Below are 24,334 nucleotides of genomic sequence, written 5' to 3'. Positions count from 1 at the left end.
TTTTAACCTAATTTCCATATATTTTGTTGAGCGGCATCCGCTCCGTTAAAAGAAATAACTTTGCTGGGATTCCCGACCACCACGGCATTGTGTGGAATATCTTTAGTAACTACAGCATTAGCCCCAATGACCGCATTACGACCAATAGTCACACCACCTAAAATACATGCTCCACAGCCGATATAGACATTATCTTCAATAACTGGAAATAAACCGCCTTTCCCTGCGAGCGTCACACCATGCACTATGGTTACGTTACTGCCTATTTTGACTTTGGCGCCAAAGGTTGTACAAAACACATGGTAAATAGCAAAGCCTGGGCCGATCTCAGCGCGGTAATTGATATCCGAAACATAAACGCGCTTGTAGTAACTGAACATTAATTTAGGAAAAATACGTAACAGAGGCTTATTATCAAAATGCTTGGCAACACGCAGCCAAAAAACAAACTTAAAACCTTTATTAAAAAATAAACTTTTGCAGAATAAGGAAAAGCTAACGGCGCCTTTTTGTCGATAGAGATCAGATTTCAACAAATATCTAAGTGTATAATTAGCCATGCATTACCTCGCTAATTAACTGATGATATTCACGCGCTATGTTGCTTTCGCAAAAGTTTTGAGAACGTTTAATTAGCTGCTCTGGCGTGACTAGCGGGCTATTAATTTCCGCTTCAATGGCTTTTGCAAACGCTTGGTAATCACCAACATCAACGAGTCGCCCATAAACACCACCTTCGAGTATTTCTCCAGGACCATAATTGCAATTTGTTGCCACAACCGGTAAACCGAATGACATTGCTTCAACAATCACATTACCGAACCCTTCCCAGGCGGAGGAAAGGACAAAAATATCTGCTGCTTTATAATAATCCTCAACACAATCACTATAACCAACAAAGGTTATGTGCTCAGCAACTTTTAATTTTTCAGCAAGCGCATATACTTTTTCATATTCATCATTGCAAAAAACCCCACCGACAATAGCCAGCTTTGCCTCATGGGTCTTTCGTAAATAGAACAGTGCGTTAACTAAGGTCTTGTAATCTTTTTGCGCGGTAATTCGGCCTACTGCCAACAAGTTGATTAACGGCCGTGCATCCTTTTGTATTTTTGGTTCTGACTTATTGAACCTTACGGGGTTATAAATTGTAGTGATATTTCTATTATGACCGAGTAAGTCACCCACTTGCTTACTTAAGCCCTGGGAGACACAGATAACATGATCTGCATATCGGTAGATATAGGAAACATAAAAATTAAGTAGTCGCTTTTTAAGTTTACTTTTATCTTGCCAATGCTCAGTCAAAGAAGCATGTTCACTAACAATTACTTTAGTATTGGAAAAAGATATTAATTGCGATAACACACACGCAGCATTAGTATCTGTGTAAGCTGAAATAATAAGATCTGGTTTTGTTTTACGAATATACTTTGCTAGCTTAAAAACTGAAAATAAGGTTCTAGATACAGCAAGATTGACAACTTCAAAACCTAAGTTTTTCGCAGTTATAACATTTTGACCATTCAGATTATCAATAACAAAAATAACCTCACAGCCATATGTTTTTTTTAACACTTTAGCAACCGATAAAAAAACCTGTTCAGCACCGCCAAAGCCTAATCGAGAAATTCTAAATACAACTTTCACTTTAATCCCTTAATATATTTCAGTGATTCATAAAGCTTCGGCGATAACAAAATCACTTTTTTACGATAAGATATTTTTTTGTCAAAAAGGTATTTAAAAAATAATCCGAAAAACTCTTTGCGTATCGCAGTATTTATTTTATGTCCTGTTGAGCAGCGATATAAAATATAGGAAAGGTTAACCTTTAAGTAATCGAGATATTTCGCATTTATAGTAGGTAGGGAGTTATAAAAAACAACTAAGTTATCAAAGTAATCGGCTTTAACATTAAAAGTAGCCCCGTCTATGTTTTCCCGATAACCGTAGAGTACTTTGTCAATGATATAAATATTCTGAGTGTTATTGTAGAGCTGTGATATGGCCATCAGATCTTCACAAAAACGCACACCTGCAGGAAACATATCTTGCGCAACAAAGCGACGTGCGAATACTCTTAACCACGGATACCAAACTGAGCGGGCATAAACGTTTTCAAGCACATCTGATGTTTTTTGCAAACCAAACTCATGGTTTACAAAAATTCCTTGTTCAGCAGAAATATCCCTTACTTCTTTAAACTTACAAAAGCCATACTCAATAATATCTGGTGCGTGCTTATCAATAACGTAGGTAATTTGCGAAATATATTGCTCTAGTAAAATATCATCGGCATCAAAAAAAGCAATGTATTCGCCTTTGGCTAATTTTATGCCATTATTTCTAGCTATACTGACACCTTGATTATTCTGATCAATAATTTTCATTATTCCAGATTTAATTTCTTTAGCAAAAGCGGTCTTAATTAGCGTAAGACTGTTATCTTTTGAACCATCATTGACCACTATCAACTCTATAGCTTCATTCATTTGAACGAGACAAGAAGAGAGCGATTCAACAATATACTTCTCAGCATTATAAACAGGTACTATTATAGAGAGCTTAGTCATATCACCGACAACCCACAGTGTAAGATATTGATTTAAAATTAAGTAACGGATTAAAAAAGAAATAACCGACAGCTCTTGAACCAGTATAAAACATGGCACGTGTTTTCTTAAATGCGCTGTAAATCAGAAAGTCGGCAATAAAGTAAGACAGCAAAGATACATATGCAGCACCTATCAAGCCAAATTGCGGGATCAAAAAGTAGTTCAATGACAAGCTTAACCCCGCAACAACCAATGATTTGATAAATTCATATTTGCCAAGCCCATCCAAAATCAGAATGCGCGAGTAAAGAGCCGCAGGAAAAATAAACACCCACTTCCAAGCGAGAATGGCTAGTACGTCACCGGCACCTAAAAATTTATCACCGTATAGTAAAGCAATTATTTGATCGGCAAATACACAACAAAACAATGCAATAACAAATGCCATGCTAAACAGTAATGCTACAAGCCCTTGTATAAACTGGTCTTGATCTTCATCGTTATTGGTTTTTTTATTAGACAGCGATAAGTAAAAGGTCATGGTAATAATATGACCAATAAACACAAACTGCGTGATAAGGCGTCCAGCAGCACTATAGATACCAACATCTTTTTCTGTCATCAGCATTGAGATCAACAAAATATCGGCTTGCATAAATAACGGGAATAAAATGGATGAACCAATTAGAGGCAACGCTTCAATTAGCAGTTTTTTAGCGAGTTTAACGTCAAAACCAAATACAAATTTATGCTTGGTTGATTTTGTGAAGTGGTATAACAAAATCACAAATTGTAAAAATGCCTGCAATGGAATGAAAAACACAACAAACTGGTACTGAAATTCAAAATACAGTGCAATACATAAATACAACAGCGCGCATAAACGTGAAATAAGTGCTGAGTACGCTATTTTTTTAGGGTCATTAATTGCCTGAAAATACAGTTTAAAAACGGTCGCCCTAGAGAAATAAGTCGTTAGAAAAACCGCCAGGCAAATAATTAACAAGGTAACATCAATAGCCCCATCACTGATCAGGTATAAGCATAATAAAACAACACCACCGTGAAGTAATGAACCAATCATCTGCACGATTAGTACCGTCGTTATATAACCATAGTGATCTGGCTTTTTGGCTAAATCTCTCACCACAATATGATCTAAGCCCAGCACCACCATAAACATAGCAACCGCAGAAATCGCCTGAATCATACTGAGTTTGCCCAAGTTTTCTGGGCCAAATATTCTTGCAACTACAACAACGGTAAACAAACCAAAAATGATAGTGGTTAGGTTCTCAACTGAATACCAGGCTGCTTTTTTTAGGTTATAAAGCTTAGACATGCATGCCACCTTGTCTATTTTGATATAAAGACAATGTTAAACATGAGGTTAGTATGGCTACAAACCACAATACGTTGGTAGAGAGCAAATAAGTGCTTTCACTGATGTTATGGCAAAAAGCAAAGAAGAAAAATGCGAACAGCGGTTTAAAGTACGGACTTTGTTTATGACTAATTAGATCTTGAAATACACTTAAGATAAAGAATAGAAAAATGAAAAAGCCAACCAGCCCCAGTGAAACTAGAATATCAATATAACCACCATCAGAAGCAGCTAAACTCTCAACCCACAGCGGGTTGTAGCGGAATAAATCTGTGTAGTAAATTTCTGAAAAGTCTCCTTTTCCCCACACCGAATTAAAACCAAAACCAACGAGAATATCGTTTTCAGCATGCAGTAACATGGTTAACCAAAGCATACCTCGGCCTGTCATAAACTCTTCATCAAGGTTGTAATAAAGGTAATCCAAGATCTCATTATGAAAACTAACGGAATAACTAAACAAAGCAATCACCATAACCACAGTGAGCACCTTTACTTTAAAGTTAAACAATTTATCTTTTATATTAAATGTAGAAACATAAAGAAATGAACTCAGTAAAACCGAAATAACAAATAGCGATATCGAGGTTTTTGATAAGGAAGCAACCAAAACAGTCATCGAGATACACATAAAGAATAATGAATCTTTACTGTTCCCCCTTTGGTAATCGAAATAAAGTATGATTGAGCATAAAGCCATAATTAAACCTAAGTTGTTCTTATGGTTATAAAATCCGGTCATACCCGCGGATGAGAATGCACTCGATGTAAATAAGATTGAATATAAAACATTGATAATAATGGTGATTATCGCTGCATGTTTTAATAACTTAAAAATTGTTTTAATCGAGTAGGTATTGGCGATTAATACACAGGTCAAAAACAACATACATTGGATCAACGACTCTTCAATACTTGCCCATTGCCAACTAGACCATGCAGCACTGAGCAGGCACCAACTTAGCACCATGATCAGCGGCAATGATTTACTGAATCGATAAACAAGACTATCGAGGCTTTTTAGATTGAATAACAACAGCGCGACAAAATTACAGAACAATACTTTCCTATCAAACAGGTTGTTACCTAACAACAAGAATGTCATTGATATAAATAACATTATTTTAAGGAAGAACGGCTGATTAATACCGCCACGAATGATTAGCTTCATTTTTTAAACGCAAAATTTGAGCTAATCACCACTGTTAAGTGCCACATATTAAATAACACCACGCGTATCAATAACCGCTTTACTAGCAAATAGTGCTTTATCTACAGCCTTAAACTGCTTGTGATCCACCAGCACCACAAATATATTTGCAATCTCTAACGCCCTTTCTAAGGTGATAAGCTCCACATTTTTTTCAACTAACGAACCCGGTAAAGATTTAATGTTTGGTTCGATCGCTAATATTTGACCAACGTTTTTTGCTGATAGCTCTTCAACAATTTGTAATGCTGGGCTTTCTCTTAAATCATCGATGTCAGCTTTAAACGTTAATCCCAAGCAAGCTATAACTGGTCGTTTAAACTGATCAGCCACTTGCTCCACTTGGTTAATTACATAAAATGGTTTTGCATCATTCGTTAGCCTAGCTTGGCGAATAATTTTTGCTTCATCAGGGCAACTATCAACAATAAACCAAGGATCTACGGCGATACAGTGACCACCTACGCCAGGGCCTGGACTGAGTATATTTACACGAGGGTGACGATTTGCTAAACGAATCAGCTCCCATACGTTTATTTTCAATTTGTCACAGATCATGCTCAACTCGTTAGCGAAGGCAATGTTAACATCACGAAAAGAGTTTTCCGTTAACTTGGCCATCTCCGCTGTACGTGCGTTAGTAATAATACACTCGCCACGCACGAACGTTTGATACAACTTTACTGCCTTCTCGCTACAAGCTTTTGAAATACCACCAATTACGCGGTCATTCGATACTAACTCCTGAAGTACATAGCCCGGTAAAACCCGCTCAGGACAATGGGCAATTTTAATATCAGCCGAATCACCAACATCTTGTGGATAGCTTAGATCTGGACGTGCTTCTTTCAACCATCCAGCAAGTTTCTCAGTTGCACCAACCGGAGAGGTTGACTCAAGAATAACTAAATTGCCTTGCTCAATGACAGGTGCAATAGCTTGTGCCGCGGCTTCAATATAAGAAAGATCCGGAGCATTGCCTTCTTTAAAAGGCGTTGGCACTGCAATCATAAATACGTCTGCAGCTTCAGGTTGAGTTGTTGCTCGTAAGTTTCCTGTAGTTACAACGCTGCGAACAACAATATCTAAATCTGGCTCTACGATATGAATTTTACCTTCATTGATCGTATCAACTGCTTTTTGATTAACATCAACGCCAATCACTGTCATACCGCGTGATGCAATTACTGCGGCTGTTGGTAAGCCGATATAACCTAAACCAATTACCGAGACTGTTTTAATTTCCATCTGAAAATCCTTTTAACTCAAAAAACTATTTGCTTAATGTGCTGGCTAATTTTGCAATAATCCGCTGGCACGCTTTACCATCCCCATAAGGGTTATGCGCTCTGCTCATTCGTTCATATTCAGCTTGATTGGTGAGTAAGTTCGACACTTCTTGAACAATTCGCATAGTATCGGTGCCCACTAATTTAACGGTACCTGCGGCTACCGCCTCTGGCCGCTCTGTAGTATCGCGCATTACTAATACTGGCTTACCTAAACTCGGTGCCTCTTCTTGAACACCGCCTGAGTCGGTCACAATAATATGTGCTTGGGTCATTAAATAAACGAACGGCAAATATTCTTGTGGCTCAACCAAAAAGATATTTTCAATATTTTTGAGGATCCGGTTGACTGGTTCACGAACATTTGGATTTAAATGCATCGGATATAAGACTTGTACATCGGGGTGAGCTTCAGCAATTTCAGCTAGCGCCTTACAAATTCGCTCAAAACCACCGCCAAAACTCTCTCTACGATGGCCTGTGACTAAGATAAGCTTTTTACTGCTATCTAATTGTGGGAATTTTGCTTGAAGAGTATTAATTAAGTCCTTATCAGACTTCACTTTGTCCACCACTTGTAGCAATGCATCTATCACAGTATTACCCGTTACAACAATGTCATCTGGCGCAACCGACTCAATGATTAAGTTCTCCTGGGAAGTTTGCGTTGGCGCAAAATGCAAACGGGCAATTGCACCGGTCAACTTGCGGTTGCCCTCTTCCGGCCAAGGCGAACTTAAATCCCCCGTGCGTAACCCAGCTTCCACATGTCCAACGGGTATTTGCTGATAAAACGCAGCTAAACTAGTAGATAATGTGGTACTTGTGTCACCGTGAACCAGTACCATATCTGGCTTAAATTCTTCTAATACCCCCTTTAAGCCCAACAAAATATTCGTTGTTACATCATAGAGGCTTTGGCCTGGTTTCATGATGTTCAAATCAAAATCAGGTTCTATTTCAAATAAATCAAGAACTTGATCAAGCATCTCTCGGTGTTGAGCGGTCACACAAACTTTAGCTTCAAACCCAGGAGCTTGCGCAAGTGCTTTGACTAAAGGTGCCATTTTGATTGCTTCTGGGCGAGTGCCAAAAACACTTAATATTTTAATATTCATCAGATTAAGCTTCTTTAATAGAGTGTTTGGTTTGTTGCTGAGCCTCATTAATAGCAATCAGGCTGTGTAACGCGGCGGTAAAATCTTTTCCTAAACTATTACACCTCATTGCATACTCTACATTTGCCAGCATATAGCCTAACTTTGAACCGCAATCATGAGATTTTCCTTGCAGGTGGTAGGCTTCAATGGTTTCGAGTAATTTTAATTGGTGGAGAGAATCGGTAAGTTGAATTTCCCCACCGGCGCCAGGTGGAGTAAATTCAAGTAAATCCCAAATAGCAGATGACAATACATAGCGCCCAGTTATGGCTAAGTTACTTGGAGCACTCTCTATAGCTGGCTTTTCAACCATATTAGTGATCTCAACACTATCACCTGCATTTAATTTCTGGTTATTAATATCAACAATGCCGTATTGATTTACTTGTTCAGCTGCGACCGGTTCAACCATAATCTGGCTAATGCCGCTCTCTTCAAAGCGCGCTATCATTTGTGACAAGTTATCTTTAGCTAGGTTACAGCTGTATTGATCAATAATGACATCAGGCAGCAACACCGCAAAAGGTTGATCGCCAACAATAGGTCTAGCACATAAAATCGCATGGCCAAGTCCTAATGGTTTTGATTGTCTAACCGATATAACCGTCACGTCTTTAGGAACAATTGCACGCACTTCTTCTAATAAGCTGCGCTTTACACGTGCTTCTAGCGTTGCTTCTAATTCAAAGCTGGTATCAAAATGGTTTTCAATCGAATTTTTTGAAGAATGGGTGACCAGAACAATTTCTTTAATGCCCGAGCGTACAGCTTCTTGCACCACATACTGAATTAGTGGTTTATCAACAAGTGGTAACATTTCTTTTGGAATTGCTTTTGTTGCTGGCAACATACGAGTTCCCAGTCCTGCAACTGGCAGTACAGCTTTTTGTAATTTCATAACGTCCCTTTCATTACAGTTAGATTTTTTTGGTACTCAAACCCAAGAAAACACGAACTTCCATATCGCATTTGTTTAACTATGAAGCATCTACTCAACAATCATACTCAATAAAAGCCAAATATCAACCCTTTTTACTAGCCCTTTATAATTACAATTTTGTTTCAAATTGTTATTGCGGGATAAATATAATCAATAAGAATGTTGTATTTTGCTTTTAATCCTTTATTCTTTGTTGATAACGTTCAAAAAATCTTCAGTGTAAAAGTGACGTGAAGCACTTATGATCATAATAAAAACAGCAACGTACCTTGTTCGTTGACGATAAATGAAGGGATATATATATATATCGCTAATCGTCTCTTGTTGCGCATTTGCCACCAATGAGATAACTAGCAAGTTACTTTCAACTGAAGCATTAGCGGAAATTGAGCGTACATATTCACAATCAGGTGTTGAGCGAATTAATAAATGGCTCGATTTTTTAAAACGTTCGAAACATCAATCACAATGGCAAAAAGTCGCTCTCGTGAATGATTTTTTTAATCAGACTATCGCCTATCAAACTGATAGTCAGTTATGGGGCAAGGAAGATTATTGGGCGACGCCAATCGAGACATTGGCGCAAGGTGCTGGAGATTGCGAAGATTTTGCCATTGCAAAATATTTTAGTTTGTTAGCTTTAGGGGTAACAGAAGACAAAATAAGATTAACCTATGTACGCCAATTAAATGTCAACGAGCCGCATATGGTGATTAGTTACTTAGAAGCACCTAATGACGTACCATTTATTTTAGACAACTTTAACACTGAGTTACTACCGGCAACAGTGCGAACCGATATCAAGCCTATTTATAGTTTTAATGGCCAAGGTTTATGGCTCGCAAAAGCGAAAGGGTTGGGTAAAAAGCTCAATAACAATAAAGGTTTTAGCAATTGGAATATGATGTTAGAACGAATTGAACATCATCACGTTTCCAATGCAAGCGAGTAATTTAAAGGATTAAACATGCAGCGCCTATTTGAAAATGGACTAAGTTTAAAAACACAGATTATCGGCTTAATTCTACTTTTTGCTGTGCTCTCCTTTTTTGCTCGTTTAGTCGTAAGTATTAATACCACTAAAGAGTATATGCAAGACCAAATGGGCAGTCATGCTCAAGACACGGCCACTAGCCTTGGCTTATCTATAGCTCCTTATTTAGACGAAAATAATCACATTATTGCTGAAACCATGATTAGTGCAATTTTTGATGCTGGTTATTATGCAAGTATTGAGCTTAAAGATAACACTGGAAAGGTGTTAATTTCTCGAACTAATCCAACGACAATCGCAACAGTGCCAACATGGTTTCTTGAGTACTTTCCTTTACTTGCTCCAACACGAGAGTCACAAATACATAATGGTTGGCAGCACGCAGGCGCAATTTATGTTACGAGTCATTTGGGTGTGTCATATCAAAAATTGTGGCAACACAGTGTTGATAACTTTTATGCTGCGCTTATTACTTTATTGATTTGCTTAGGTGTAGCCCTAATTATTTTACAAGAAGTATTAAAGCCATTAAAAAAGATTGCACGCCAAGCAAAGCTTGTTACACAAAAGCAATTCACTATTTATGACGAACAGCCTTTCACTAAAGAGCTACGCACAGTAACGCTTGCGACTAATAACATGGTCAGAAACTTACAAAAAACGTTTTCGACACTTACCCAACAAACGCAAAGATTAACTGCTGAAGTGTATTTAGATGAACTGACTAAACTTGGTAACCGCCGTGCATTTGAAAATCATTACTTGGCGCGTTGTCGTGATGTAACTAATGATGCACCATTAACGCTTTTTCTAATTACTTTACCCTCACTGCATAATATGAATTCAACACTAAATTATCAAAGTGGTGACTGCTATATTAATGAAGCAAAAAAGATCATCGAAGATGCATTTTATTATGTTAATGACTGTAAAATATTTCGAATTTCAGGCGGTTCTTTTATTGTAACCTCGCCATTGGAACATGGCATGTTGAATGACAGAAAAACACAACTGCTTAAGTTATTTTCTCAGCCGTGTAAGAATAATTACCTGAATGGATTTGCCAATTTATCTTTTCAAACTATTTACGCACCAGCTGAATTATCAAGCGTATTGTCTGCATTAGATACTGCGGCAACATTTTCAACAAAAACAAACAACAACCCAAACGACAGTACAAAATTTAGTGTTCAACAGTGGAAAACGATTATTCACAGCATATTAGAAACTGGCGATATTAGTTACACTATGCAACCAATCTTAAACACTTCAAACTCGCAACCTTACTACTTTGAAGTCTTCGCTAAATTTAACTACCAGAATAAAACTCTTAATAACGGCCATTTATTCGCAATGGCTGAAAGGTTAGGGTTAACGGTTGAGCTAGATAAACAACTCATTCGCAATTTTACCATGATTAAAACTCTCTATCCCGAGCGACTATTCGCACTTAACCTCAGCCACGGCTCCATTTATGATGCTGATTTCTTAGGCTGGCTAAAGCTATATGCACATACTAATCCATGCATAAAGCACAATTTACTTTTTGAGATCAGCGAAACCGCGTTATTACACAATGTAGAAGCCGCAGCTAACAGCATTGGTTTGTTCCGCAGCCTAGGTATTTCCGTTTGTATTGAGCACTTTGGTACAAGCTTAACGTCGTTTAAATACTTACAAGGTTTGGATATTGAGTGTGTGAAGCTTGATGGTAGCTTTGTACAAGACTTAACAGACAATGTGCAGAGTCAATTCTTTATAAATACCGTTAACACAATTTGCCACGGCTTTGGTATTAAGGTACTCACCTGCCTAATAGAAGATACCAACACATTAAAAATATTACATCAATTGGGCTGCGATGGGCTACAAGGCAGAGCGGTACAAGCCCCTACAAAAATAACCGAAGAGCAAACAAGCTTTTCTTTTGATTTTCCCCCTAACACTTTAAATTTACTTAACTAATACATTTTGAAGGGACACACTATGAAGCTAACACAACTTGCAGCTATTATTTGTTTAAGCACATTATCTTTTACTACCAGCGCACAAACGATCGAAGCCGATTTCCAAGCTCGACTAGCAAATAATGAAGCATTGGAGCAGATAATAGCCGCACTTATTGCTGCGCAGCCAGGATCTGCACTCACCGTTTTAGAACTAGCAATGAACAATACATGTACCCAAACACCTCCGGCAGCAGATGAAGTACTTACTGCGGTGATCAATGCTCTTGGTAGTGATCATGATCAAATTGAAAGTATCCTCAAAGCTGCAACCAATAAATGTATCGATAGCGACTCTGTCACGGTGATTGCTATTGCCGCTGGCGTGGATCCAAGCCTAGCATCATCAGCTACGGCTTCAGGTGGTGCGGTGAGCAATCCTGCTACAGCTATTCTCGCGCCAGTAATTCCAACCGGCAGTGGTAGTGGTGGTGATTCTGGCATTTCGGAAGTAAATAATTAATCAACTTCATTAACAGGTTAAATAAGCCGCGGTATGTTAATAAGCAACAACTCTAACTATGTAAATACAGTGAGCAAAAGCATTTTTTGCTGCCTATGCTCACTGTTGTTTATCTTACCATTGCTGCTAGGTGGATATCGCCCTTGGGCTATTACTGGCATTGGTGTATTAATATGCGCTGTGTTTGTTTTGCATATCCTAGCGAGAGCGGTGCAATATCGCGATGATCCCCCAAGCCTTTACCCGCCAAGCTATTGCTGGCCTCTTTTTCTGATATTAGCAGTGGTTATTGTAACTCTCTGTATTCAATTAATACCCAGCACTAGTTTTACCAGTATTGATACAAATAAAACCAAACTTACACTCTTAAAAACTATTTATATCACGCTATTTTGCTGGCTAATCACTCGTTATTGCACGACGCCAACACGGTTAAAATTTCTTATTTATACATTATTGGTAAGCGCAGTATTTCAAGCTATTTACGCCGCATACTTAAATTTTTCGCCGCAATTAAGCAGCCCATTATTTGACTATCCCTATACACAACGAGCGATAGGCTCATTCTCATACGCTAATTTTTTAGCCAATTACTTAGCATTATGCTTATCGCTGGGAATTGGTTTATTAGTGAGTGAGTTGGTAATCAATCCTGTGCAGAAAAGTCCTATACAGCAATTAAGAGCGCTCACAAAAATAATGCTAAGTAATAAAGTTATTTTACGTTTGGCATTAATTATTATGATTATTGGCTTGATACTTACCCGCAGTAGAATGGGAAACTCTGCTTTTTTTATCGCATTATCAGCAGTGAGTATTTACGCATTATTTTTTTACCGTCGTAAACCTAAACATTTACGTACGCTAATAATCAGCTTTTTTATTATTGATTTAATAATTATTGGCGCATTATTTGGTGTTGAAAAAGTTACTGAGCGCCTATCCCAGACCAGTTTAAGCTCAGAAACAAGAGATGAAGTGATCCGTGACTCAATACCTCTAATTTTAGATAAACCATGGCTAGGGTCTGGTGGCGGTAGCTTTTATACCGCCTTCCCTGCTTATCAGCCACAGCCCTACTCTGGATATTATGACAATGCTCACAATGATTATATTCAATTTGCTGTGGAACTTGGTATACCAACCACCATGCTACTGGGCGCACTTACATTATTGTGCTTATATAATTGCGCAGTGGTAATGCACACAAGAAAAACGCCTCTCTACCAAGGACTTGCTTTTGGCTGCGCAATCGCAATTATCCATATGCTATTACACAGTAGTGTTGATTATTCATTACAGGCTGGGGCTAATACGCTGACCTTTATGCTGATCCTAACTCTCAGCTTTATTATTAAAAATATCCCCACTACAACGACGCAGCGCAACCTGTAATTGAGCAAGTTGGCTTTCGCTATACACTTCAATGGCATGTTGCGTTAACAATGCTGCTGTCAGGCCCATCCCTTTAACCTTAGTGCCACTGTGCGAACCATCATAAATTGTGTTGCGGCCACAAGAAGGGCTTGATTCCTTTAACAGCGCAAAGCGAATATTGTGCTGCTGGCAAAGTTGTAGTGCTTTGCGTGCACCGAACTTAAATTCAGCCGTCACATCATCACCTATATTGGTAATCACTTTATCATTGCTGATTTCAGCAGGATCTCTGGGGGTAGGTAAACCACCAGCTACCTCGGGGCAAAAAGGCACGATCAGCTTTTGCTGTTGCCAGGTCATTATTTGCGGATGAAGTAATTGCACTCCCGTGCCGTCGTAACGCACAGGAGTACCAAGCAAACAGCTTGAAACCAGTATTTTATGCATTGTTATTTTTGCCAATAAAAAAGCTCCGCGTACGGAGCTTTTATAAATACTAACTGCGCTTATTTTGCAGCTAAATAGTTTATTAATTTGCTAATATCTTCTGGCTCGGTAATACCTGATTCACGACCTAAGTTAAGCTTATATTTACCATTTACGATAAAAGTAGGTACACCTCGCAGTGCGCCTTTGTCTTTATAGTAATCTTGGTCACGCTTCATTTTTGAGCTCATAGTACGTACTGAAAAGCTTTTATAGAGTTTGTCGAACTTATCGCCGTCAACGCCTTGCGCTACAAACACATCTTTAACATCAGCTAACTCATTAAACTTAGCGCGTTTAACGTGAACATGGTTGAACATAGCTGCAATGATGGCATCTTTTTGTGGTAACACTTCGGCGGTTGCAAGGGCTTGCGAAATCATTTGTTGGTTTTCAGTATCGCGAACTCCAACAAAATCGACATGGCTTTTTTTGAACTCTACGTCTTTATTCAGTTTTGGTTTTACTTCAGCCAGTAAAGACTCATAGTTATTACAAGCTGGACAATAAAATGAGAAGAACTCTTTTACTTCAGGCTTTTTACTCGCGCGCTCTGATACCACATCATAATGCACACCTTCTTCGTACGTCGTTGCTGCATTTGCGGCTAATGGCAACAACAGCGCTAGTAATCCAGCTTTAACTAGTTTGATCATCGGTAAAAACTCCAAAAATTATTGTTTTAATAAAAAAGCAACTAACTCATCAAGCTGCTGTTGGCTCTTGATGGTATTGATATTAATTTTGTATTTATCATTAACGATAAAGGTTGGCACCCCTGTTAGAGCACCCATTTTTGAATACTTGTTTTGCTTGTCTTGCATCGCTTTTTCAGCACTGATCACAGGCATGCTGGCAATATCTTTATCAAATGTATCGCTATCAATACCATTAACGTCGAGCAATGCTTTTACATCTTTAATATTATCAAGTGGCGCACGTTGTACGTGGATGCTCTGAAATATTTGATCAGCAACTTGCTCACCTTTGTTATGCTGCTTGGCAATAATGTAGGCATAGCTTAGGTTACTTTGGATCTGTGGAGATACACCACCTAAAAAGTTAACGTGATTTTTAATAAACTCGGCGCCATCTGGTAAGCTTTTTTCCATCGCTTTTGCTACAGGTTCAAATTTAAAACAGTGCGGACAATAAAAAGAAAAGAACTCGGTTACTTGAGGCGTTTTACTTTTTTCGATATCTAATACCGTATAGTCGTCACCCGCTTTGAAGTCCGCGGCCATTGCGGCAAATGGTAGACATAATATTAGTAAACTCAGTTTTAGTTTTTTAAGCATTGGACTCTCGTTTCAATATTTTAATAATTAGTTCGGTAGCAATTTTAACGGCGGCTCTTGCAGTGCAGAATATTGCTCTTTTAACGCTAAAATCTGTTGCTCCCAGTATTTGTCATCAGCGAACCACGAAAAGTTCCGTGGAAATGCTGGATCTTCCCAGCGTTTAGCTAGCCAGCCCATGTAATGAATCATACGCATAGCACGTAAAGGTTCAATTAATTTGAGCTGAGTGTGATCAAAATCACAAAATTCTTCATAGGCTGCGACTAAGGTGTCTAACTGTAACAGTTGATTGTGTCGATCGCCACTGAGCATCATCCATAAATCTTGAATGGCAGGTCCTTGACGGCTATCGTCTAAATCGACAAACATTAAAGCATCCCCTGCCCAGAGAATATTACCAGCATGACAATCACCGTGTAGGCGAATCGTTTCGACTTGTTGATAGAGCGATTTCGTTTTTGCGATCACCATATCCAAAATCGTATAAAATGCAGTCGTTAAACTGCTAGGCACCAGATTACTGTTTTGTAACTGAATTTTAGCTGTATCTAAATATTCATCACAACCTATGACCGGCCTTTCGCTAAAAACATTTCCTTTCGCGACCTGATGCATGCGACCAATCAAACGTCCAAGTACATCTAACTGATCAAGGTTGTCCATTTCAAAGATGCGCCCACCCACACTTGGGAACAGCGTAAATAGGTAACCATCGTGTTCGAATAAACTTTCGCCATCACGAACAATAGGGGCAACAACAGGCACCTCGGCAGCGGCTAGCTCAAATGTGAAGCTATGCTCTTCTAGTATTTGCGCCTTACTCCAACGCTCTGGACGATAAAACTTCACCACATAACGCAGACCATCGTCTGCTTTAAATTGATAAACACGATTTTCGTAACTATTCAGTGCAAGTAAGCCAGATTCAGCATAAATGCCAATACTTTCTACAGCATCCAAAATCGAATCAGGGGTAAGATCTACAAAACTAAATTTGCTCATAATTCTCATCAGTTATAAAAAAAGCGGGAACATCCCGCTTTTTAATTTACGTTAGTGTACTTAACTATCGCGCTTTAAAGAAGTTACTCGGCTGCGATATTTGTGAACTAGGGTCATTTACTGGTGACAACACAAAGCTAAACTCTGTCATTGGTGCTTTCAAATCATAAGGGTCCATGACTAAAGACAGTGGTACATTGTGCGACTCGCCCGCTTGTACGGTAAAGGTTTGCTTACCAATGTATTTAAAGTTCTCCAGTCCTTCCACTTTAATATTAAAGGTTTGTTCGTATTGCGCTTTGTTGATCACCTTAAGTGTATAGGTATTTTCAACAAGACCATTAAAATCAACTCGATATAATTGATTTCGATCGCGGATAATATCTAAATCCATTGGTTTGCGCATTACGATATTAGCCACCAGCGCAGCGCTTAAGACCACTAAAATAACACTATAACCGATGATCTTAGCGCGCAGCGGGTTGGTTTTATTCTCTGGTGTTTCCAAGTTACGCTCAGTGGTATAGGAAATAAGGCCACGTGGATAATTCATCTTATCCATAACCCCATCACATGCGTCTATGCAGGCACCACAGTTGATACACTCTGCCTGTAAGCCGTTACGAATGTCGATCCCTGTCGGGCACACTTGTACACATAGATTACAGTCAATACAGTCACCTAGGTTAAGCTCTTGTGGATCTTGCTTACGAGAACGAGGGCCACGGTTTTCACCGCGCTTTTCATCATAGCTTACCGTATAAGTATCTTTATCGAACATTGCCGATTGAAAACGTGAATACGGGCAGATATGTAAACACATAATTTCCCGCATCCAACCAGCATTGCCATAAGTACATACCGCAAATACAACGATACTAACCAGTGCGTAACCACCAACATTAAAGGTAACAAAATCAGGCAAAAGCTCACGTATAGGCGTGAAATAACCGACAAAAGTCAGCGCTGTGTATAAGGAGAAAACAACCCAGCTAGTGTGTTTGGCTGTTTTTCGCCAAAACTTATCAAAGTCCATCGGTCGTTGATCCAGCTTTTTACGCTGATTGGCGGTGCCTTCAAACTTTTCTTCAAACCAAATAAAAATAAAGGTCCAGACTGTTTGTGGGCAGGTATAACCACACCAAACCCGGCCATAAAAGGTGGTCACTAAAAATAATGCAAATGCGGCAAGCATCAGAATAAAAGCAAGGATGGTGAAATCTTGCGGCCATAACGTTAGCCCAAAGATATTATATTTTTGACCAATAAGGTCAAACAACACAGCTTGCTGGCCGTTAAAGTTTATCCAAGGCAAAGCCATAAACGCCAACATGCCTAGAAAGCCAATCCGCTGTCTTAATAATTGATGTAACCCAGTTACCGCACGAACATAAATACGATTACGAGGGTTAAATCTATCCTGCTGAGCATGCAGATCGGGCTTTTCGATCTTTACCTCACTGGGAATATTTTTTACTTTTATTTGCTTGTCCATCGAAGTTCCTCAACGCCGCTTGGAGAATGAAAGTCAAACAATCATATAACGCCATTTTACTAGCGAATCACTCCGCTAATCTTTAAAAATAGTGCAAACTGAACCACAGTACAGTAAAAGTTCAGAGATTTCTGAAAAATCTAATTGTTCCTGTCCATTATACCTACTATTACTAAAAATGCTGAAGTTGATCGCTAATAATTTATTCATCTAACTTACTTGCTTTACGAAGGCGCATTTTATTACACTGGTGGTCAATTCGTACCCGTTCAGATCAAAGTTTACTTACAATATGAAAAAATTCCTTGTACTCGTAGTAGTGATACTCGCATTATTTACAATTGATCACCCAATGATAAAAGAACCTAGAGAAAAGCTGTTAGGTGAAGGTGTTGGTCTGTTAAGTAGCGCAAGCAACGTAAACCGTGGCCCGGCCGCTAGTATGGCAAGAAATCGTATTAAATCTGAGTTAACACTCTCAGAAACAGAATTAGAGTACCTTGAAGAAACTATGCAAACCGATGAGCAGTTACAGCTATTCCATACTCGTTATTGTCGCAGTAAAGATCTCAATTTATATTTTTACGAAGACCGTTTAAATAAAGTATGTGACATTACAGCGACAGCACTGGCTGAACGTAGAGGTAAATAGTGGATTTTTCGGCATTAACAAAAAAAAGCAGTGCGTCCTTTAATCAGCATAAAAATCTGCTGAAAAAGCTCGCAAAAGGGCAAACTGTAAAGTGTGAAGTATGCCAAGGCATATTAACCTTGGATTTAAAAACTCAGCAACCCGGCCAAGGGGTTGCTAAATGCCCGAAAGGCTGCACAGAAATCGTGTTGGAGCTAGGCTAGCTCCAACTCTCTTCTTCATCGCTGTATAGACCACTTTGTACCGCGATGATTTCTATTAGCTCTGCAAAACCTAACGCAAAATCTCCCATCACTGCATACTGTTGCTGGCTTAGCTGTACTTCACTAAGCTGATTTTGCTCGGCAATTGTTGCAATAAGCTGTGGCTCTAATGCAAAAAAACCTAAGCTCGCATAAGCAGTTTGCAATGCTTCAATTAAATCGCTCGTAAGAGTATCTGCTTGCAACAGCTTACCAATATAGCTTTGTGCGCCTTGCACAAAGCCCTGGCACCATTGCTGACACTCATGCAAATCAAGGTAGCTGTCATCTTCGCCACTGACTTGTAAACTAACCGGCAGCTTAAACCCGGTCTCATACACTTGCTCACTGATCTGATGATACAAGGCCATAAAGGCAAACAACACTTGCTCTTCTAGTTGACCGTTTGTATTTGGCACAATCTGTTCAAGCCACTCATGAACATCTAATGGCTCGGGTGAGCATATTACCGCAAACAAGTAGCCTTTACTTTGCACTAAAGTCATGGCGTCGTCATGACTCGCTAAATAGGCACTTAACTGTTGGCCATGTTGCGCCGAAAACTCTGGAATTTGCATATAACACTTTAACCTTGCTTAAAAATTTAAAGGATACCGGCCATCGCTATCCGCTCGCCCCAAAAATTTAGCGGCATCATGTACTTCTTTGGGTAGCGATGCTTCAGGTTTAATAAAACCAGCTACTTTGAAATCTAGATTAGCTTTTAAAGTAGCGTCGGCGGCTAGTCCTAAACGGTTTTCTGGATCAACTAACACAGCAATGTCACCTGATTTACAACTTAACTTACCGCTTAGTGGACCAACACTAAACCAACCAGATAACCCTTTTACGTCTATGTTGGGGCTGGCAATTTCTCCGCTTAACGCATCACAATAAGGCTGCCCAGAGTTATATTCATCTAATTCAACAATCACCCGACCTTTAGCGCTAATAGGTAACGGTAACTGCAAACGCTGCATCGCACGCTCAACGCTCAAGCGTAATGTGGCATCATTTAATGCCACCGCTTGATTAAATAAACCATAACTAAAGTCACTACGACCAGACATTTCATCAGTGTTACGCACATCACCAAACTTCAAATTGCCCTTGAGCTTGCCGGTGAACAATGCCCAACCAGACACATCCCAGTTTAGATTATTAATTTGCTCGCCCTGATAACGCAGTTGCATGATCCGACCCTGCCAAATACTGCCTGAGGCTTGGCCTATTTGCAGATCTTTCGGTAAGTGAGGGCTTGCCAAATTAAGTGCAATGGCAGCGGGCGTTTTTAATAATGCAAAAAAGATAAAAGCAAACAAAAACACTACTATAAGAATCGCTATTTTTTTCATTCTTTACTTCTCTAATACCAATCGGCTAACACGCACATAGCCTGGTTTATCGTCGCGACTAAGATCTAAATTTTCAATCAATACGCCTTTTGTATTTACTAGCTCGTCCAGCCATTCTACAAGTTTATTAAACTGTACTGAGTCAATGGTTAACCTTAGTGAATTATCGCTAGGTTGCATTTTGCTAATGGTAATATCAAAACGGCCTCGGGTGGCATTCACGATTTGACTCAAATTTTGATTACTTGTAATAGCACGCGCATTGCCAGCTTTGAGCTTAACAATGCTGCTATCAACCCAAGTTAATAACTCTTGCTGTTTAATTTGGTTTTTTTCAGCTTCAGCAATAGCATTATTTAACGGCCTAAAAATCCCCATAACTAATACAAAGATGACAAAGATAACACCTGCGACCATCACTAATTGTTGCTCTTGCTCTTTTAAGCTACGCCACTGTTTTAAAAGTTGTTGTTTCATGCAGCACCTCGTAGTTTGATTTCACCGACTACAAAGTCGCCGTCATTATTTAATGACCCCTGATCAACAGTTAAGCCTCGTTGTTCGAGAATTGATTTAACTTTCCCAAACGTTTGAAAGTCTTTACCGCGGGCACGAATTCTGAGTTCATTGCGACGCTGGTCATAACGTAATGTTTCTGGGGTAAAGTCTTTAACCTGGTTAAATACCCCGACAAGCTCATTAGTTAAATCGAGGAATCCTGCACTACTGCCTCCCTCTAATTTAGCCAGTTCACCGCGGATCTGGTTTTTAATTAAATGTGGGCGTACGGTTTTACCTGGAAAAGCGGTTTGATAACGCGTCACAACTTGTGTTTTAGCAATTTCAAGCTCGCTATTTAACTGGTGCAATTCAAAGCCTTTAACAGCAACGGAGCCAACTAAGGCGATACTTGCTGCAATGGCTGCACTTTGCCAATACCCCCACCATAATGCGCTTTTCTTTTTCAGTTGATACTGACCTTGGCGTAGGTTGAACTTAATATTCGGTAATTGCTTGGCAAATAACGCCAATGGTAAATCATAGGCATCAGTTTGTGCTGTAAGAGTCACGGTCTCTGGAAATTGTGATGCAGGGCTGTAATGTTCAACATTAGGATGACCTAACGCAGTTAAGTATTCAGCTAACCAACTTTGCTCTACAGCACTAATGCGCCATGAACCTTGCTTACACAGCCACTGATTATTGAGCTCTATAACACTTAGGCCGCCGTTTTCAGCAACAGGTAATAATAATGCATCTGGTAACAGTTTGAATACTTCTATGTCATGCTCAGCAAATACAGTTAGCCAAGTTTCAAACCAGTCCCTATCTGTCATGGCTACTTTAATCGCATGTTTATCTTCCACCATCGTCGGCTCAGCAATGGCTATAAATAAATCATCTACATCACATGCAATTTCTTCTTCAAGCATATACGGCAGTGCTTGCTCAAGCTTGCGATTGAATTTAGTAGGTAGTATTACCGTTTTTAGTTGCACTTGATCACAAGGTAACAATACAACAACTTCACGGCTTTGTGATTTTTCAGCAAGCTCACTTAGTTGCTCAGCGTTCGGCAATTCGCCACTGGCAATTATTTCTTGTTCTAATGGTGAGTAAATCAGCCAATTAATACTATCTTGTTGAGTTTGACCCGTGCGGATCAACAGTATTTCTGTCACTGTACGCCTCCAAATTTTCGCGCCAGTATAGTTACTTCGCCATTTTTGGCTTGCAGTAAAGTGGTCATCGAAAAACGCAGATCGACAAATTTAGCCTGCGCTTGTAGTTTAAAATATTCGCTCTTTATGGTGAACAAGTTCTCAACGGACTTAACATTTTGCGCCCCTTGTTGATTAACTTGCTCAAAAAACTCTTCTATATCAGTAAAACCATCTTCTGGTCGAGCAGATAACACAGCTTGCGCCCCTGACTCACTTAGGCCATCAATCAATGCACTTAATAACAATGCTTGCTCAGGAGCGAGGGTATTGACATTAATCGCTAATAATTCGCTACCTGGGATCACACACACATAAGGTAATACTTTTTCCATTACTAAAGGGTTAAAGCCTTTTACTAAGCGTAACTCTGAGGTTGATGCAAAATAACTATTCGCGGTCATATAAGGAGTTTGACGCGATAAGTACTCGTCCTCTTCTGCACCTGAGCGATAAGTAATGCTATCTTCATCTAGCCAGTCGTATACGCTATCAGCCATTGCTTCTTCTGATTCTTCTGATGGCAAATTTTCAATATTTTCCAATAATGCTAATAGCGCCGAATGGGCAGGGTTGGTTTTATTCGTACTACCGCTACCCGTTTGCGGAGCTTCGGCTCGTAATGCGTTAAGGTTCAAACACGCCTGCAAATCAGTGATATTACCTTGCAAGGTACCATTATCAACCGGATACGGTATATCACCTTGCTGTGCCCATATTTGTTTTAAAGTGGTTTTATCAGGATCATCTTTTTTGCTCTGTAAAATAGCTTTTATGGCAAGCTCTTCAGCTGCATAGGCATACCACTTAGCTTGCTGGTGACCTTGTATATTGGTACTTTTTTGCACTTGAACGAGTAAGTTAGCACTCATCTCAACAGCTAGAATAGAGGCTAAAGCAACAATAAATAAAACAATGATAAGCGCAGCACCACGGGAAGATCTAATTGCCATTAGCCCCCCCTCGCTGGTTTTGCCCACTATTACTATTACTATTACCGCCTGTTCCACCATTACCAGTATTATTGCCGTTATTGCCCGCAGCACCATTTCCGACAGGTGCTTGTACAGTAACTTTCCCATCACCAGGAACTAAAAATACACGGCGAATAGGCTCGGCCTCAATTTGTTGCATTGTCACTGCAATCGCTTTTGGCAATGCTTTAATTTGCCATTGCTCTTGCCATTCATTCTTGTCATCTAAAAATTCAAACTTAAGATCTTCAATATCATGAAGGATCACTTGTACACGCGGCTCAATATTATCGAGTTGATCAACATACACACGGTAGACACGTTCAAGATTGTCATCAATTACGCGGTAGCCAACGGCTTGAAGCTCTGAGCGTGGCAATAAGTTAATTGGGTTAACCCAACCATCTCGCACAAAACCAATGCCATCATATTGGCTATCTAAAGTGTAACGTCCGGCAAGTATGTATAGCTCTTGCACATCACCCGCTTCATTACGCACTGCGCGCTTGGTCATTTGGCTAAAATCTTGATCCATTAATCTAAAGGTAGTTTGCAGCCCATTTAACTCAGCAATTTTTTCATCTGATGCATCTTTAGCTTTAGTAGTTGAATCAAGGATTTGGTGAGTCGCTAACACTACAAAGGCCAAAATACCCAGCGCTACCATCACTTCTAAGAGTGTAAAACCGCGCTGCTTCACTTATTTGCTGCCTTTATTTAAATAGCTGGTTAACTCATAAACTGAGTGCTCTAGCTTTTCATCACTAAATACATTAATCGTGACTTTTAAAAAGCTTTTATCAGCTGTTGCTTCAGTATCTTGGCGCCAATACCAATCTATACCGGCCATTGTTTCAGTGCCTTTGGTGCCATTTTTACCTTGCCACTTTTCACCTAAGGTACGCTGTTCAATCAATACATTTTCAGCGACCCAAGATGCATAAGTTTGCTCTTCGAGGCTTGATAAGTGATTAATATGCTCACCAGTCGCTTGCATCGCAGCGATGCCGGCCATAGCGCAAATACTCAGCGCCACCATAACTTCTAATAAGGTAAAACCTTGATATTTGTTATGCATTATTCTGGCTCTCTACGTAAGTTAACCGGTGCCGAAAACTCTCCTTCAATGAAGTACACAGGTTCTTTTTCGTCTTGTAATTCATAGATAAGTTGAAATGCACTTACTTCACCTGAAGATAAAAGTAGTACTTGTGGAATTTTCATTTTTTGTAATTCGAGTAAACTTTCGTCGTCGCCACCACTCATTAGCTCACGCCAATTGGATTGCTCTAGTAAGTTATCCTGTGACCATGCTAAATCGTCTAAATTGAGAGTTAGTTTTAAACGTTCATCGACGGTGATTGGCGCAAACAGTTTTTCACGATCAAAGGTGATCCACTTTTCACCATCAAACACTAAAAACTCAAAGGTGTTTTTATCCAAGTGGAAACCGAGTTCAACCTGATTTAATATCGCAAATTCAGAGGCCATATTAATAGTGGTATGCAGTCTCAGCGCCTGTTTATCAAGCTCATCTTCGTCGCCGCCATCAAGGCTGTATACCACCATTTTAGTGGCAAAAGCTATCACCACTAGCACAACTAAAATCTCAATTAAGCTAAAGCCACGATTCGGTGACTTTAGCTTTGCAAGGCGTGACTCACGAGCACTTAACAACATGCTAAGCTCAGTGCTGAGTGAAAAAACGCCTGTAGCTCACTATGC

General features: G+C 39.4%; 26 protein-coding genes. 5 read left to right on the top strand and 21 right to left on the bottom strand.

Annotation, left to right across the window (positions count from 1 at the left end; all coding sequences use genetic code 11):
* Positions 1-2: 2 nt before the first annotated feature.
* From V7783_RS18640 to galU, 8 genes are read right to left on the bottom strand one after another with little or no spacing between them, the layout of a single operon-like run.
* Positions 3-560: a serine O-acetyltransferase gene (locus V7783_RS18640; protein WP_335679999.1), complete on the bottom strand. Its 558-nt coding sequence runs from the start codon at positions 558-560 to the stop codon at positions 3-5.
* Positions 553-1,650 (bottom strand): glycosyltransferase, encoded by a 1,098-nt coding sequence (locus tag V7783_RS18635; protein ID WP_335679998.1) that lies wholly within the window; start codon positions 1,648-1,650, stop codon positions 553-555. Before V7783_RS18635 ends, V7783_RS18640 begins: the two co-directional genes overlap by 8 nt.
* A complete protein-coding gene (locus V7783_RS18630) occupies positions 1,647-2,576 on the bottom strand; it encodes a glycosyltransferase family 2 protein (protein ID WP_335679997.1) in 930 nt (309 codons plus the stop codon). Before V7783_RS18630 ends, V7783_RS18635 begins: the two co-directional genes overlap by 4 nt.
* A 1-nt stretch (position 2,577) precedes the next feature.
* A complete protein-coding gene (locus tag V7783_RS18625) occupies positions 2,578-3,900 on the bottom strand; it encodes a flippase (protein WP_335679996.1) in 1,323 nt (440 codons plus the stop codon).
* A complete protein-coding gene (locus V7783_RS18620) occupies positions 3,893-5,113 on the bottom strand; it encodes an O-antigen ligase family protein (RefSeq protein ID WP_335679995.1) in 1,221 nt (406 codons plus the stop codon). The genes V7783_RS18625 and V7783_RS18620 overlap by 8 nt, the downstream gene beginning before the upstream one ends.
* Positions 5,114-5,161: 48 nt before the next feature.
* Positions 5,162-6,400 (bottom strand): UDP-N-acetyl-D-mannosamine dehydrogenase, encoded by a 1,239-nt coding sequence (gene wecC / locus V7783_RS18615; protein WP_335679994.1) that lies wholly within the window; start codon positions 6,398-6,400, stop codon positions 5,162-5,164.
* Positions 6,401-6,425: 25 nt separating this feature from the next.
* The gene (wecB, locus tag V7783_RS18610) at positions 6,426-7,559 is read right to left on the bottom strand and encodes a non-hydrolyzing UDP-N-acetylglucosamine 2-epimerase (protein ID WP_335679993.1); all 1,134 of its coding nucleotides are present in this window, start codon (positions 7,557-7,559) and stop codon (positions 6,426-6,428) included.
* 4 nt (positions 7,560-7,563) lie between these two features.
* Complete coding sequence (gene galU / locus V7783_RS18605; protein ID WP_335679992.1) at positions 7,564-8,499, bottom strand: UTP--glucose-1-phosphate uridylyltransferase GalU; 936 nt, start codon at positions 8,497-8,499, stop codon at positions 7,564-7,566.
* Positions 8,500-8,827: 328 nt separating this feature from the next.
* Here galU and V7783_RS18600 point away from each other — a divergent pair, with 328 nt between their 5' ends.
* The 4 genes from V7783_RS18600 (at position 8,828) to V7783_RS18585 (ending at position 13,399) form a co-directional block, all read left to right on the top strand.
* The gene (locus V7783_RS18600; protein WP_335679991.1) at positions 8,828-9,493 is read left to right on the top strand and encodes a transglutaminase-like cysteine peptidase; all 666 of its coding nucleotides are present in this window, start codon (positions 8,828-8,830) and stop codon (positions 9,491-9,493) included.
* A 15-nt stretch (positions 9,494-9,508) separates the two neighbouring features.
* A complete protein-coding gene (locus tag V7783_RS18595; protein ID WP_335679990.1) occupies positions 9,509-11,500 on the top strand; it encodes a bifunctional diguanylate cyclase/phosphodiesterase in 1,992 nt (663 codons plus the stop codon).
* A 21-nt stretch (positions 11,501-11,521) separates the two neighbouring features.
* Positions 11,522-12,004, top strand: coding sequence for a hypothetical protein (locus V7783_RS18590; RefSeq protein ID WP_335679989.1), 483 nt, complete (start codon positions 11,522-11,524; stop codon positions 12,002-12,004).
* A gap of 69 nt (positions 12,005-12,073) precedes the next feature.
* Positions 12,074-13,399: an O-antigen ligase family protein gene (locus V7783_RS18585; RefSeq protein ID WP_335679988.1), complete on the top strand. Its 1,326-nt coding sequence runs from the start codon at positions 12,074-12,076 to the stop codon at positions 13,397-13,399.
* On the opposite strand, the gene V7783_RS18580 is transcribed toward V7783_RS18585, so the two are convergent.
* From V7783_RS18580 to ccoG, 5 genes are all read right to left on the bottom strand, one after another.
* Entirely contained in the window at positions 13,340-13,828 is a 489-nt protein-coding gene (locus tag V7783_RS18580; RefSeq protein WP_335679987.1) for a DUF523 domain-containing protein, read from the bottom strand. The two genes, V7783_RS18585 and V7783_RS18580, sit on opposite strands and share 60 nt — an antisense overlap.
* Before the next feature lie 59 nt (positions 13,829-13,887).
* Positions 13,888-14,523 carry a thiol:disulfide interchange protein DsbA/DsbL gene (locus V7783_RS18575; protein WP_064668561.1) on the bottom strand — a complete coding sequence of 212 codons (636 nt, stop codon included), beginning with the start codon at positions 14,521-14,523 and terminating at the stop codon, positions 13,888-13,890.
* A gap of 18 nt (positions 14,524-14,541) precedes the next feature.
* A complete protein-coding gene (locus V7783_RS18570; protein WP_064668562.1) occupies positions 14,542-15,165 on the bottom strand; it encodes a thiol:disulfide interchange protein DsbA/DsbL in 624 nt (207 codons plus the stop codon).
* Between the two features lie 27 nt (positions 15,166-15,192).
* Positions 15,193-16,170, bottom strand: a complete 978-nt coding sequence (locus V7783_RS18565; RefSeq protein ID WP_335679986.1) for a serine/threonine protein kinase — start codon at positions 16,168-16,170, stop codon at positions 15,193-15,195.
* A 64-nt stretch (positions 16,171-16,234) separates the two neighbouring features.
* Positions 16,235-17,665: a cytochrome c oxidase accessory protein CcoG gene (ccoG, locus tag V7783_RS18560; protein ID WP_335679985.1), complete on the bottom strand. Its 1,431-nt coding sequence runs from the start codon at positions 17,663-17,665 to the stop codon at positions 16,235-16,237.
* A 292-nt stretch (positions 17,666-17,957) separates the two neighbouring features.
* On the opposite strand from ccoG, the gene V7783_RS18555 reads away from it, so the two are divergent.
* Positions 17,958-18,317, top strand: coding sequence for a hypothetical protein (locus V7783_RS18555; protein ID WP_335679984.1), 360 nt, complete (start codon positions 17,958-17,960; stop codon positions 18,315-18,317).
* A 199-nt stretch (positions 18,318-18,516) separates the two neighbouring features.
* Here the strand turns inward: V7783_RS18555 and V7783_RS18545 are convergent, their stop codons facing one another.
* Genes V7783_RS18545 through gspH form a run of 8 tightly spaced genes read right to left on the bottom strand, consistent with a single transcriptional unit; the run spans position 18,517 to position 24,289 of the window.
* On the bottom strand, positions 18,517-19,137 hold the full coding sequence (locus tag V7783_RS18545) for a UPF0149 family protein (RefSeq protein ID WP_335679982.1): 621 nt from the start codon (positions 19,135-19,137) through the stop codon (positions 18,517-18,519).
* 18 nt (positions 19,138-19,155) lie between these two features.
* Positions 19,156-19,914, bottom strand: a complete 759-nt coding sequence (locus V7783_RS18540; protein WP_335679981.1) for a type II secretion system protein N — start codon at positions 19,912-19,914, stop codon at positions 19,156-19,158.
* A 3-nt stretch (positions 19,915-19,917) separates the two neighbouring features.
* The gene (locus V7783_RS18535; RefSeq protein WP_335679980.1) at positions 19,918-20,391 is read right to left on the bottom strand and encodes a type II secretion system protein M; all 474 of its coding nucleotides are present in this window, start codon (positions 20,389-20,391) and stop codon (positions 19,918-19,920) included.
* Positions 20,388-21,596: a type II secretion system protein GspL gene (gspL, locus tag V7783_RS18530; RefSeq protein ID WP_335679979.1), complete on the bottom strand. Its 1,209-nt coding sequence runs from the start codon at positions 21,594-21,596 to the stop codon at positions 20,388-20,390. Before gspL ends, V7783_RS18535 begins: the two co-directional genes overlap by 4 nt.
* Complete coding sequence (gspK, locus tag V7783_RS18525; protein ID WP_335679978.1) at positions 21,593-22,588, bottom strand: type II secretion system minor pseudopilin GspK; 996 nt, start codon at positions 22,586-22,588, stop codon at positions 21,593-21,595. The genes gspL and gspK overlap by 4 nt, the downstream gene beginning before the upstream one ends.
* Complete coding sequence (gene gspJ / locus V7783_RS18520) at positions 22,578-23,309, bottom strand: type II secretion system minor pseudopilin GspJ (RefSeq protein WP_335679977.1); 732 nt, start codon at positions 23,307-23,309, stop codon at positions 22,578-22,580. Before gspJ ends, gspK begins: the two co-directional genes overlap by 11 nt.
* Positions 23,310-23,687 (bottom strand): type II secretion system minor pseudopilin GspI, encoded by a 378-nt coding sequence (gene gspI / locus V7783_RS18515; RefSeq protein WP_064668573.1) that lies wholly within the window; start codon positions 23,685-23,687, stop codon positions 23,310-23,312.
* Positions 23,687-24,289: a type II secretion system minor pseudopilin GspH gene (gene gspH, locus V7783_RS18510; RefSeq protein WP_335679976.1), complete on the bottom strand. Its 603-nt coding sequence runs from the start codon at positions 24,287-24,289 to the stop codon at positions 23,687-23,689. Before gspH ends, gspI begins: the two co-directional genes overlap by 1 nt.
* Positions 24,290-24,334: the final 45 nt, after the last annotated feature.

It is taken from the genome of Pseudoalteromonas sp. (assembly GCF_036960685.1).
Taxonomy (GTDB): domain Bacteria; phylum Pseudomonadota; class Gammaproteobacteria; order Enterobacterales; family Alteromonadaceae; genus Pseudoalteromonas.
The sequence above is the reverse complement of the archived record's forward strand: the minus strand, read 5'-3'. Positions and strand labels throughout refer to the sequence as shown.

Bases quoted from the DNA above. Each gene is read 5' to 3' on its own strand.
- wecC (WP_335679994.1), bottom strand. From the start codon at position 6,400: ATGGAAATTAAAACAGTCTCGGTAATTGGTTTAGGTTATATCGGCTTA.
- V7783_RS18590 (WP_335679989.1), top strand. From the start codon at position 11,522: ATGAAGCTAACACAACTTGCAGCTATTATTTGTTTAAGCACATTATCT.
- V7783_RS18600 (WP_335679991.1), top strand. From the start codon at position 8,828: ATGAAGGGATATATATATATATCGCTAATCGTCTCTTGTTGCGCATTT.
- V7783_RS18570 (WP_064668562.1), bottom strand. From the start codon at position 15,165: ATGCTTAAAAAACTAAAACTGAGTTTACTAATATTATGTCTACCATTT.
- V7783_RS18580 (WP_335679987.1), bottom strand. From the start codon at position 13,828: ATGCATAAAATACTGGTTTCAAGCTGTTTGCTTGGTACTCCTGTGCGT.
- V7783_RS18630 (WP_335679997.1), bottom strand. From the start codon at position 2,576: ATGACTAAGCTCTCTATAATAGTACCTGTTTATAATGCTGAGAAGTAT.
- gspI (WP_064668573.1), bottom strand. From the start codon at position 23,687: ATGCATAACAAATATCAAGGTTTTACCTTATTAGAAGTTATGGTGGCG.
- V7783_RS18625 (WP_335679996.1), bottom strand. From the start codon at position 3,900: ATGTCTAAGCTTTATAACCTAAAAAAAGCAGCCTGGTATTCAGTTGAG.
- ccoG (WP_335679985.1), bottom strand. From the start codon at position 17,665: ATGGACAAGCAAATAAAAGTAAAAAATATTCCCAGTGAGGTAAAGATC.
- V7783_RS18575 (WP_064668561.1), bottom strand. From the start codon at position 14,523: ATGATCAAACTAGTTAAAGCTGGATTACTAGCGCTGTTGTTGCCATTA.
- galU (WP_335679992.1), bottom strand. From the start codon at position 8,499: ATGAAATTACAAAAAGCTGTACTGCCAGTTGCAGGACTGGGAACTCGT.
- gspH (WP_335679976.1), bottom strand. From the start codon at position 24,289: ATGTTGTTAAGTGCTCGTGAGTCACGCCTTGCAAAGCTAAAGTCACCG.
- gspK (WP_335679978.1), bottom strand. From the start codon at position 22,588: ATGGCAATTAGATCTTCCCGTGGTGCTGCGCTTATCATTGTTTTATTT.
- wecB (WP_335679993.1), bottom strand. From the start codon at position 7,559: ATGAATATTAAAATATTAAGTGTTTTTGGCACTCGCCCAGAAGCAATC.
- V7783_RS18640 (WP_335679999.1), bottom strand. From the start codon at position 560: ATGGCTAATTATACACTTAGATATTTGTTGAAATCTGATCTCTATCGA.
- V7783_RS18595 (WP_335679990.1), top strand. From the start codon at position 9,509: ATGCAGCGCCTATTTGAAAATGGACTAAGTTTAAAAACACAGATTATC.
- V7783_RS18555 (WP_335679984.1), top strand. From the start codon at position 17,958: ATGAAAAAATTCCTTGTACTCGTAGTAGTGATACTCGCATTATTTACA.
- V7783_RS18545 (WP_335679982.1), bottom strand. From the start codon at position 19,137: ATGCAAATTCCAGAGTTTTCGGCGCAACATGGCCAACAGTTAAGTGCC.
- V7783_RS18620 (WP_335679995.1), bottom strand. From the start codon at position 5,113: ATGAAGCTAATCATTCGTGGCGGTATTAATCAGCCGTTCTTCCTTAAA.
- V7783_RS18540 (WP_335679981.1), bottom strand. From the start codon at position 19,914: ATGAAAAAAATAGCGATTCTTATAGTAGTGTTTTTGTTTGCTTTTATC.
- V7783_RS18565 (WP_335679986.1), bottom strand. From the start codon at position 16,170: ATGAGCAAATTTAGTTTTGTAGATCTTACCCCTGATTCGATTTTGGAT.
- V7783_RS18535 (WP_335679980.1), bottom strand. From the start codon at position 20,391: ATGAAACAACAACTTTTAAAACAGTGGCGTAGCTTAAAAGAGCAAGAG.